Origin of the sequence: Kitasatospora sp. NPDC059146 (assembly GCF_042786665.1) — a bacterium.
Taxonomy (GTDB): domain Bacteria; phylum Actinomycetota; class Actinomycetes; order Streptomycetales; family Streptomycetaceae; genus Kitasatospora.
In genome coordinates, this window is sequence record NZ_JBHZCY010000022.1 from 79,875 (window position 1) to 89,995 (window position 10,121).

General features: G+C 73.7%; 8 protein-coding genes. 4 read left to right on the forward strand and 4 right to left on the reverse strand.

All coding sequences use genetic code 11. The features are described from left to right. Window positions 1–62: 62 nt before the first annotated feature. From ACFXPX_RS12980 to pdhA, 3 genes are read right to left on the reverse strand one after another with little or no spacing between them, the layout of a single operon-like run. The gene (locus tag ACFXPX_RS12980; protein WP_380641014.1) at window positions 63–1,430 is read right to left on the reverse strand and encodes a dihydrolipoamide acetyltransferase family protein; all 1,368 of its coding nucleotides are present in this window, start codon (window positions 1,428–1,430) and stop codon (window positions 63–65) included. Next, window positions 1,430–2,449: an alpha-ketoacid dehydrogenase subunit beta gene (locus ACFXPX_RS12985; protein WP_380526137.1), complete on the reverse strand. Its 1,020-nt coding sequence runs from the start codon at window positions 2,447–2,449 to the stop codon at window positions 1,430–1,432. The genes ACFXPX_RS12980 and ACFXPX_RS12985 overlap by 1 nt, the downstream gene beginning before the upstream one ends. Continuing rightward, entirely contained in the window at window positions 2,449–3,588 is a 1,140-nt protein-coding gene (gene pdhA / locus ACFXPX_RS12990) for a pyruvate dehydrogenase (acetyl-transferring) E1 component subunit alpha (RefSeq protein ID WP_375891913.1), read from the reverse strand. The genes ACFXPX_RS12985 and pdhA overlap by 1 nt, the downstream gene beginning before the upstream one ends. 164 nt (window positions 3,589–3,752) lie before the next feature. Between pdhA and ACFXPX_RS12995 the strand changes: the two genes are divergently transcribed. After that, window positions 3,753–4,199 (forward strand): Lrp/AsnC family transcriptional regulator, encoded by a 447-nt coding sequence (locus ACFXPX_RS12995; protein WP_350507326.1) that lies wholly within the window; start codon window positions 3,753–3,755, stop codon window positions 4,197–4,199. Between the two features lie 174 nt (window positions 4,200–4,373). Here the strand turns inward: ACFXPX_RS12995 and ACFXPX_RS13000 are convergent, their stop codons facing one another. Continuing rightward, window positions 4,374–4,958, reverse strand: coding sequence for a TetR/AcrR family transcriptional regulator (locus ACFXPX_RS13000; protein ID WP_375891910.1), 585 nt, complete (start codon window positions 4,956–4,958; stop codon window positions 4,374–4,376). Between the two features lie 188 nt (window positions 4,959–5,146). On the opposite strand from ACFXPX_RS13000, the gene ACFXPX_RS13005 reads away from it, so the two are divergent. The 3 genes from ACFXPX_RS13005 to ACFXPX_RS13015 all read left to right on the forward strand — a co-directional run bounded on the left by ACFXPX_RS13005 (window position 5,147) and on the right by ACFXPX_RS13015 (window position 9,952). Further along, entirely contained in the window at window positions 5,147–6,424 is a 1,278-nt protein-coding gene (locus ACFXPX_RS13005; RefSeq protein WP_380592959.1) for a glycosyltransferase family 39 protein, read from the forward strand. A gap of 171 nt (window positions 6,425–6,595) precedes the next feature. After that, window positions 6,596–8,296 carry a phenylacetic acid degradation protein PaaN gene (gene paaN, locus ACFXPX_RS13010; RefSeq protein ID WP_375891907.1) on the forward strand — a complete coding sequence of 567 codons (1,701 nt, stop codon included), beginning with the start codon at window positions 6,596–6,598 and terminating at the stop codon, window positions 8,294–8,296. Between the two features lie 162 nt (window positions 8,297–8,458). After that, window positions 8,459–9,952, forward strand: a complete 1,494-nt coding sequence (locus tag ACFXPX_RS13015) for an FAD-dependent monooxygenase (protein WP_380641012.1) — start codon at window positions 8,459–8,461, stop codon at window positions 9,950–9,952. Window positions 9,953–10,121: the final 169 nt, after the last annotated feature.

The window sequence follows — 10,121 nt, forward strand, 5'->3', positions numbered from 1 at the left end:
TCTCACACGATCGGTGGTCGCCCTGAGTGCCGAGCAGCACACCCAGGGCGACCCCGCCCTGCTCACAGCTGCCGCAGCAGCATCCCGGGTTGCTCGACGCAGTCCGCCACGAACCGCAGGAACCCGCCCGCCGTCCCGCCGTCGCAGACCCGGTGGTCGAAGGTGAAGGACAGCTGCGTCACCTCGCGCACCGCCAACTCCCCGCCGTGCACCCAGGGTTTGGCCACGATCCGACCGACCCCGAGCATCGCCGCCTCCGGGTGGTTGAGGATCGGGGTGGACCCGTCCACCCCGAACACCCCGTAGTTGTTCAACGTGAAGGTGCCGCCGGTCAGTTCGGCCAAGGTCAGCGACCCGGCGCGCGCCGCCCCGGTCAACCGTCCCAGCTCCTCGCCGAGTTGCTCGGTGCTGCGGGTGTGCGCGTCCCGGACCACCGGGACGACAAGTCCGCGTTCGCCCTGGGCGGCGAAGCCCAGGTGCACCGCCGAGTGCCGCACGATGCCCGAACCGTCCTCCGTCACACTGGAGTTGAGCTCGGGGAAGCGGGCCAGCGCGACCGTGCAGATCCGGGCCAGCAGCGCCAGCACGCTCACCTTCGGGCCCGGGGCGGCGTTCAACTGCCGCCGCAGTGCCATCAGTTCGGTGGCGTCCGCATCCACCCAGCAGGTCGCGGCCGGGATCTCCCGGTGGCTGCGGCCGAGCTTCTCGGCCACCGCCTTGCGCAGCCCGCGCAGCGGGACGACCGTGTCCGACCCGGCCGGTACGGGCGCGGCGACCGCCGCAGCGGCCACCGGGCCGGCCGCCTTGGCCGCGACCGCGCGTTCGACGTCCGCCCGCATGATCAGGCCGTCCGGCCCGCTCCCGGCGAGCGCGGTCAGATCGACCCCCTGCTCCCGGGCCAGCCGCCGCACCAACGGCGAGATCACCGGCACCACGACCGGAGCCACCGGCACCACCGCAGCCGCAACAGCCACAGCCGGAGCCGGAGCCGGAGCCGCAACAACGGAAGCACCGGGAGCACCGGGAGCACCGGGAGCACCGGGAGCACCGGGAGCAACCGCACCGACCCGGCGCCGCCGCCCGCCCTTGCTCTCGAGCACCCCGTACCCGACCAACGGCCGCTCGACCTCGGCGACAGCGGCAACGACACCGGCAGCGGCGAGCTCCTCGCCCACCCCCGCCGCCGACGCCACCGCGACCGTCACCAGCGGCGCGCCCACGGAGATCTCCTCGCCCTCCGCGCCGTACCGCGCGGTGACCACCCCGCCGTACGGGCAGGGCACCTCCACCACGGCCTTGGCCGTCTCCACCTCCACCACCGGCTGGTCGACGGCGATCACCTCGCCGACCTCGACCATCCAGCGCACCACCTCCGCCCCGGTGAGTCCCTCACCGAGGTCGGGCAGCCGGAACTCCCGTACGACGGGCATCATCCTCGGTCCTCCCACTGCAGCCGGGCGACCGCGTCCAGGATCCGGTCCACCCCGGGCAGGTGGTGGTGCTCCAGCATCGGCGGCGGGTACGGGATGTCGAAGCCGGTGACCCGCAGCACGGGCGCGGCCAGGTGGTGGAAGCACCGCTCGGTGACCCGGGCGGCGATCTCCGCGCCGGTGCCGCCGAAGCCGCTGGCCTCGTGCACCACCACGGCCCGGCCGATCGAGCGCACCACCCGGGTGACCGTCTCGTCGTCGAAGGGCACCAGGGTGCGCAGGTCGAGCACCGCGAGGTCCCAGCCCTCCGCCTGCGCGGCCTCGGCCGCCTCCAGGCAGACCGGCAGCGAGGGCCCGTAGGTGATCAGCACCGCGGAGGTGCCGGTGCGGCGCAGCGCGGCCCGGCCGATCGGCTCGACCGGCGCGGCCGGGTCGAACCCGTCCTTGCCCCAGTAGAGCCGCTTGGGCTCCAGGAAGACCACCGGGTCGTCGGAGGCGATCGAGGCGCGCAGCAGCCCGTAGGCGTCGCCGACCGTCCCGGGGGTGACCACGTGCAGGCCGGGGGTGCTGGTGTAGTACGCCTCGGAGGCGTCGCTGTGGTGCTCGACGCCGCCGATGCCGCCGCCGTACGGGATGCGTACGGTGATCGGCAGCGGGAGCTTGCCGCCGGTGCGGTTGCGCATCTTGGCGACGTGCGAGAACAGCTGCTCCAGCGCCGGGTAGGCGAAGGCGTCGAACTGCATCTCGACCACCGGGCGCAGCCCGTACATCGCCATGCCGATCGCGGTGCCGAGGATGCCGGCCTCGGCGAGCGGGGTGTCCAGGCAGCGGTCGGGGCCGAACTCGGCGGTGAGCCCGTCGGTGATCCGGAAGACCCCGCCGAGCGCGCCGACGTCCTCGCCGAGCACGTGCACGGTGGGGTCCTCGCGCAGGGCGTCCCGCAGCGCGGAGTTGAGCGCCTGCGCCATCGACGCCGTACGGGCGGTACCGGCGGCAGGGGCGGAAACAGCGGTGGACATCAGTGCTGCACCTCGGCTTCGGCGGCCAGCTCGGCGGCCAACTGGGCTGCCTGCTCGCGCAGTTGCGGGGTCGGCTCGGCGTAGACATGGGTGAACAGGGCCATCGGGTCGAGCTCCGGGTCGGCGTGGAACTCGGCCCGCATCCGGGCCGCCAGCGCCTCCGCCTCGTCGGCGGCGTCCTGCACCAGCCCGTCGTCCAGGACGCCGAGTCCGCGCAGTGCGCGGTCCAGCAGCAGGATCGGGTCGTGCTCCCGCCAGGCCTCCACCTCGGGTTCGGTGCGGTAGCGGGTGGCGTCGTCGGCGTTGGTGTGGGCCTCGATCCGGTAGGTGAGGGCCTCGATCAGGGTCGGGCCCCCGCCGGCCCGGGCCCGCTCGACGGCCTCGCCGAGCACCGCGTGCACGGCGGGCGCGTCGTTGCCGTCGACCAGCCGCCCTGGCATGCCGTAGCCGACCGCCTTGTGGGCGAGGCTGGGTGCGGCGGACTGCGCGCTGAGCGGGACGGAGATCGCGTAGCCGTTGTTCTGCACCAGGAAGACGACCGGCGCCCGCAGCACGGCGGCGAAGTTCAGCGCCTCGTGGAAGTCGCCCTCGCTGGTGCCGCCGTCGCCGAGCATGGCCAGCGCGACCACCGGTTCGCCGCGCAGCCGGGCGGCGTGCGCCAGTCCGACGGCGTGCGGGGCCTGGGTGCCGAGCGGGGTGCAGAGCGGGGCGGTCCGGCTGGCGCGGGGGTCGTAGCCGGTGTGGGCGTTGCCGCGCAGCAGGGTCAGCGCCTCCAGCGGGTCGACCCCGCGGGAGACCACGGCGAGGGTGTCGCGGTAGCTGGGGAACAGCCAGTCGCGTTCGCCGAGCACCAGGGCGGCGGCGACCTGGCAGGCCTCCTGCCCGGTGGAGGCCGGGTAGACGGCGAGGCGGCCCTGCTTGGTCAGGGTGGTGGCCTGCTGGTTGTAGCGCCGGCCGACGACGAGTCGCCGGTAGAGCTCGCGCAGCAGCGCCGGGTCCTGCTTCTCCAACGCGGGGGTGCCGAGCACCCGGACGGGGGAGACGTCCGGGAGAAGGGGGGCCGGATCCGTGCGCGGAGCGGTGGCCCCGGGCATCCAGCCGGGCACACCGGTGTGGTGTCTGTGGTCGAGAACGGTCATCTCGGGGCACCTCCAGGGGTGGCGGGGGCTCCCTACCGATTGTTCGGTCGTCTGTTCATCTTGACCAGAAGCGTGACAAGGTGGTGGACATTCGGCCCGAGCGGCGGTCGACTGGTGGCAGTGTGTCCAATCGGCGAGGGTGGGGGGTCATGTCGGCTGAACAGATGTCCAGACTCGACCGGGTCGACCGGGCGATCCTGCGGCTGCTGCAGCAGGACGGTCGAGCCTCGATCCGCTCGGTGGCCGAGCGGGTGCACGTGTCCCGGGCGAACGCCTACGCCCGGATCTCCAGGATGGTCGAGGACGGCATCATCCGCGGCTTCACCGCCCGGGTGGACCACGAACGGGCAGGTCAGGGCGCGTCCGCGTACATCACCCTGAAAATCGTCCAGAACTCCTGGCGCACCGTGCGCGAGCAGCTGCTGGCGCTGCCCGGGGTCGCCCACATCGCCCTGGTCGGCGGGGACTTCGACGTCCTGCTGCTGGTGCACACCGCCGACAACCACGCCCTGCGGGACCTGGTCCTCAACCGGATCCAGTCCATCCCGCAGGTGCTCGGTACACAAACCATGCTGGTGTTCGAGGAGACCGACCAGGTGCCCCCCGACTAGGGCCTGCCCGGCGGATCTTGGCAGATCAGCGCGCGGCGTTGGGCGCCCGGCTGGGCGTGCGCCCGAGTCGGCCTCGTACTGGACGTACTTGGGCGATTCGGGCGTGCGTCCAGGCGGGATGCCCGGCGTCGCGCGCCTGGCAGGATCCGCCGGACAGGCCCTAGGCCCGCCGGGTCAGCGCGCCCGCAGCCCGTCGAAGGCCAGGTGCACCACGGCGTCCGCGACCCCGTCGGCCGCCTTCAACCCCGGCCGGTACCACTCCACGATCGAGTTGATCATCCCGAACAGCAGCCGGGTGGCCAGCCGCGGCTCCACGTCCCCGCGCAGCGAGCCGTCCGCGACGGCCGCCCGCACCAGCTCCGCCACCTGGTGGTCGAAGTCCCGCCGCCGCTCCAGCGCCCACAGCTCGGTGGCCGTGTTGCCGCGCACCCGCAGCAGCAGCGTCACGTACGGCAGCTCCGCCAGCAGCACCTCCGCGGTGCGCCGCACCACGTGCTCCAGCCGCTCCACCGCCGGGCCCGCCACCGCCTCCGGCTCGGCCAGGATCGCGAACAGCCCGTCCAGCGCCCGCCCGACGGCCAGCCGCAGCAGCTCCTCCTTGCCGCGGACGTGGTGGTAGATCGAGGACTTGGAGATCCCGGCCGCCCGGGAGAGGTCCTCCATCGACGTGCCGTCGTATCCGCGCTCGTTGAACACGTCGACGGTCACCGCGAGCAGTGACTCGACGGTGTAGGCGGTGCGCGTGGTGTGATCGGCCATCCTCCGAGTATCCCCGGCCGCCGGGCGGGGTACGCGATCGGGTCCGGCCGGTCCGCTCCGGAGGGAGCCGGTCCGCACCGTCCGGAGCCGGTCCACACCGGCCGGAGCTGGTCCACACCATCCGGAGGGGGGACCGCCTAGAATCTGCGGACGATCGTCCACGTCCAGCAGGCTGGGGTCCGCAGCTGATGAACGCAATACCGGCAGTCTCCTCCGACCTGCCCGAGGACGTGCCCGACCAGCGCGGCGAGGACCCGGCGGGCGTCACCCCCACCTGGCAGGACCGCGCCCGGGCCCTGGTGGTGCGGTTCGGACCGGCCGTGTGGTGCTACGCCGTGCTCAAGCTGGTCGGCTTCACCGTCTTCATGAAGCTGCTCTCCTTCTCCGGCGACTACGCGAAGAAGCCGGCCCGTTTCGGCGGCGGCACCAACCCCTGGGACGTGCTGGCCAGCTGGGACGGCTGGTGGTACCAGCAGGTCGCCCAGTTCGGCTACCACCCGGCGCTGGTCCCGATCCCGGGCGGCCAGCCGGGCTTCACCATCGAGCAGAACTCGGCGGCCTTCTTCCCGCTCTACCCCGGCCTGATGCGGCTCACCTCGGACGTCACCGGCCTCGGCCTGTACGGCGCCGGGATGCTGGTCTCGGTGCTGGCCTCGCTGTTCGCGGCGGCCGGGATCTACGCCGTGGTGGAGAAGCTGTCCGGCCCCCGGGCGGGCGTGATCGCGGCCGGGATCTGGGCGATCGCCCCCGGCTCGGGCGCCGAGTGGGCCGTCTACTCGGACTCGCTGTTCGTCGCGCTGGCCGCCTGGGCCTGCTACTTCACGATGACCAAGCAGTGGGTCGCGGCCGGGGCGGTCACCCTGGTCGCCGGGCTCAACCGGCCGACCTCGGCGGCGCTGATCGGCGCCGTCGGCCTGGCCGCGCTGGTCGAGCTGTACCGCCGGGAGAGCGGGGTGCTGCGCCCGCTGGCGGCGATGCTGCTGGCCCCGCTGGGCCTGCTCGGCTACGTGGCCTGGGTGGGCTGGCGGACCGGCGAGTGGGGCGGCTACTTCCGGATCCAGCACGACGCCTGGCTGCACTACTTCGACGGCGGCCAGGGCACCTGGCAGGCGATCCGCGGCGTGCTGCTGGGGCGGGGCGACTACCCCTTCGCGTTCCCGGTGCCGGACCTGCTGGCCACCCTGATCGTGTTCAGCCTGCCGGTGCTGATCGTGCTGCTGGTCCGGCTGCGCCCGCCGCTGGTGCTGACCGCCTACACCCTGGCCACGATCGTCTCGGTGCTCGGCAGCCTGGGCATCTTCGGCAACGTCTCGCGCTACCTGCTGCCGGCGTTCCCGCTGTTCATCGCGCTGGCGGTGGGGATGCGCAAACTCAGCTGGCCGGTGCTGGCGACGGTCCTGGGGACGGGTGCGATCGCCTCGGGCTGGTACGCCGGGTTCGTGATCTTCGAGCTGGGCGTGCCGTAGACCGGTCCACCCGGTCGCACGACCGGTCCACCCGAGCGCACGGGGGCGGTGTCCTACGGGACCCGCCCCTTCCCCGTTCCCGGCGGAATCCGTCCCCCACGCCCTCTTGAGCCGACCGATCGTTCGGTTACCCTGTGACGTGTCCCGTCCTCCCCTCTGAGGAGCGCACAGATGCCCGCAGCGGTCACCCACCCCCTCGTCGGCGAGCTGGTCGAGCGCCACCAGGCCACCCTGGACGCCGCGCTCGCCGCCGCCGCGACGCGCGACTACTGGTCCGCCTACCCCGAGTTCCCGAAGGCCTACGGCGAGAGCGGCCCGGCCGACGGCAAGGCCGCCTTCGACGCCCTCCTCGGCCGGCCCTTCGTCCTCGACGGCCACCCCGGCGACGGCGACCAGGTCGGCGGCGAGGTCTCGCCGTACGGCATCGAGCTGGGCATCACCTACCCGCACGCCGGCCCGGACGCCCTGGTCGCCGCGCTCGACGCCGCCCGGCCCGGGTGGGCCGCCGCCTCCCCGCTGGAGCGCGCCGCCGTCTGCCTGGAGATCCTGCGGCGGATCAACGCCCGCTCCCACGAGTTCGCCCAGGCCGTCATGCACACCACCGGCCAGGCCTACGGGATGGCCTTCCAGGCCGGCGGGCCGCACGCCCAGGACCGCGGCCTGGAGGCCGTCGCCTACGCGTACGCCGAGCAGACCCGGCTGCCGCGGCAGGCCGGCTGGACCAAGCCCCAGGGCAAGCGCGAGCCGCTGGTGATGACCAAGGACTTCACCGTCGTCCCGCGCGGCCTCGCGCTGCTGATCGGCTGCAACACCTTCCCCACCTGGAACGGCTACCCGGGCCTGTTCGCCTCGCTGGCCACCGGCAACCCGGTGCTGGTCAAGCCGCACCCGCGGGCCGTGCTGCCGCTCGCGCTGACCGTCGCGATCGCCCGCGAGGTGCTCGCCGAGGCCGGCTTCGACGCCAACCTGGTCTGCCTGGCCGCCGAGCACGAGGGCGGCACCGTCGCCGCGACCCTCGCGGTCCGCCCCGAGATCCGGATGATCGACTACACCGGCTCCACCGCCTTCGGCGACTGGCTGGAGGAGAACGCCAAGCAGGCCCAGGTCTACACCGAGAAGGCCGGCGTCAACGCGGTCGTCATCGACTCCACCGACGACTACAAGGGCATGCTGGGCAACCTGGCCTTCGCCCTCTCGCTGTACAGCGGCCAGATGTGCACCACCCCGCAGAACGTGCTGATCCCGCGCGGCGGCATCGGCACCGACCAGGGCGACAAGTCCTACGACCAGGTCGTCACCGACCTCGCCGCCGCCATCGAGGGCCTGCTCTCCGACGACGCCCGCGCCGCCGCCATCCTCGGCGCCGTGGTCAACCCGGGCGTGCTCCAGCGCTCGGCCGCCGCGGCCGGCGGCGAGTACGGCGAACTCGCCCTCGCCCCGCGCGCGGTGGTCTCGCCCGACTTCCCCGGTGCGACCGTCCGCACCCCGGCGCTGGTCAAGCTCGACGCCGACAAGCCGGACGACCGCGCGGTGTTCCGCACCGAGTGCTTCGGCCCGGTCTCCTTCGCCGTCGCCGTCGAATCCACCCCCGCCGCCGTGGAGTTGCTGCGCACCACGGTCCGCGAGAAGGGCGCCATGACGGCCTCCGGCTACACCACCTCGCCCGAGGTGGAGGCCCTGCTGGTCGAGGCCGCGCTGGACTCCGGCGTCTCGCTCTCGCTCAACCTCACCGGCGGCGTCTACCCCAACCAGACCGCCGCCTTCTCCGACCTCCACGGCACCGGCGCCAACCCGGCCGCGAACTCCGCGTACTGCGACGGCGCCTTCGTCGCCAACCGGTTCCGCACCGTGGAGATCCGCCGCCACAGCTGAGCCGGCGGGGCCGTCCCGCCCCCGCCCGCACCCCCGGTCCCCCGGTCGGCCACCCGCCACCGGGGGACCGGCGGTTCACAGCTCCACCGGCGCCCGCGATGATGGAGGCTGGGAGAACGCCGGGGACGGCGTAACCGCCCTCCGAACAACGGGAGCTGATACATGGCCGTGAAGCCGACCGAAACCGATGTCGTCATCGTCGGCGCCGGACCGACCGGACTGCTGCTGGCCGGCGACCTCGCCGCCGCCGGGGTCGGCGTCACCGTCCTGGAGAAGCGCAGCACGGAGTCCAACCTCACCCGGGCCTTCGCCGTGCACGCCCGCACCCTGGAGCTGCTGGACGCCCGGGGCCTGGCCGACGAGCTGATCGCCACCGGCCGCCCGCTCAGCGGGCTCAGGATGCTGAACAAGGTCGGCATCGACCTCAGCACGCTGCCCAGCCGCTTCCCGTTCGTCCTGATCACCCCGCAGTACAACGTCGAGCGGGTGCTCCAGGAGCGCGCCGAACGGGCCGGCGCCGTGATCCTGCGCGGCGCCGAGGTCACCGGGCTGCGCCAGGACGCCGAGGCGGTCACCCTGGAGACGGCCGACGGGCAGAGCCACCGGGCCCGCTACGCGGTCGGCACCGACGGCGTCCGCTCCGCCGTGCGCGAGCTGCTCGGCATCGAGTTCCCCGGCGAGTCCGTGGTCGACTCCGTGATGCTCGCCGACGTCCGGCTGGAGCGCGAGCCCGCCGACGCGATCGCCGTCGGCGCCAACAAGGCCGGCTTCTCCTTCGTCGCCCCGTTCGGCGACGGCTGGTACCGGGTCATCGCCTGGGACCGCAACGAGCAGCAGGCCGACGGCGCCACCCCCACCCCCGAGCAACTCACCGCGATCGTCCAGGCCACCCAGGGCGAGGACTACGGCCTGCACGACGTGCGCTGGAGCTCCACCTTCCACAGCGACGAGCGCCAGGCCCCCCACTACCGCTCCGGCCGGGTCTTCCTGGCCGGCGACGCCGCCCACTGCCACTCCCCGGCCGGCGGCCAGGGCATGAACACCGGCCTCCAGGACGCCGCCAACCTCTCCTGGAAGCTCGCCGCCGCCGTCCGCGGCCGGGCCACCGACGCGCTGCTGGACACCTACCAGGCCGAGCGGCACCCGGTCGGCAGGACGGTGCTGCGCACCTCCGGCGCACTGATCCGGATCGCCCTCGCCGAGTCCGCCCCCACCCGCGCCCTGCGCGGGGCGCTCACCGCGATCGGCGGCCACCTCGACCTGCTCACCGAGCGCGGCGCCCGGATGGTCTCCGGCATCGAGATCGCCTACCCCGCCCCCAAGGGCGCCCACCCCCAGGTCGGCAAGCGCGTCCCCGACCTCCGGCTGACCTCCCTCAGCAAGCCCGCCGACGGCGAGCCGGCCGGGCCCGAGCGGCTCTACGAGGCGCTGCGCGCCGGGAAGTTCGTCCTGGTGAGCAATGACGAGCTGGCCGCCACCGCGCCCTGGGCGGACCGCCTGGTCTGCGCCGCCCCGGCCGACCCGCACGGCAAGCTGGCCGACACCGTGCTGCTGATCCGCCCGGACGGCTACGTCGCCTGGGGTGCCGTGGACCCCGGCCAGCGCGAGCTGCGCGAGGCCCTCGCGGACTGGCTGGGCGCCCCCGCCGAGGACTGACCGGGGCACCGCGACGAAGGGTCGGCGGGCGCGGCACGGACGCCGCCCCCGCCGACCCTTCGTTCGGTCGTCGGTTAGGGCCTGTCCGGCGGATCTTGCCAGGCGCGCGACGCCGGGCATCCCGCCTGGACGCACGCCCGAATCGCCCAAGTACGTCCAGTACGAGGCC

Coding starts and splice junctions, on each gene's coding strand:
- ACFXPX_RS12980 (WP_380641014.1), bottom strand. CDS start 1,430: ATGCCCGTCGTACGGGAGTTCCGGCTGCCCGACCTCGGTGAGGGACTC.
- ACFXPX_RS12985 (WP_380526137.1), bottom strand. CDS start 2,449: ATGTCCACCGCTGTTTCCGCCCCTGCCGCCGGTACCGCCCGTACGGCG.
- pdhA (WP_375891913.1), bottom strand. CDS start 3,588: ATGACCGTTCTCGACCACAGACACCACACCGGTGTGCCCGGCTGGATG.
- ACFXPX_RS12995 (WP_350507326.1), top strand. CDS start 3,753: ATGTCCAGACTCGACCGGGTCGACCGGGCGATCCTGCGGCTGCTGCAG.
- ACFXPX_RS13000 (WP_375891910.1), bottom strand. CDS start 4,958: ATGGCCGATCACACCACGCGCACCGCCTACACCGTCGAGTCACTGCTC.
- ACFXPX_RS13005 (WP_380592959.1), top strand. CDS start 5,147: ATGAACGCAATACCGGCAGTCTCCTCCGACCTGCCCGAGGACGTGCCC.
- paaN (WP_375891907.1), top strand. CDS start 6,596: ATGCCCGCAGCGGTCACCCACCCCCTCGTCGGCGAGCTGGTCGAGCGC.
- ACFXPX_RS13015 (WP_380641012.1), top strand. CDS start 8,459: ATGGCCGTGAAGCCGACCGAAACCGATGTCGTCATCGTCGGCGCCGGA.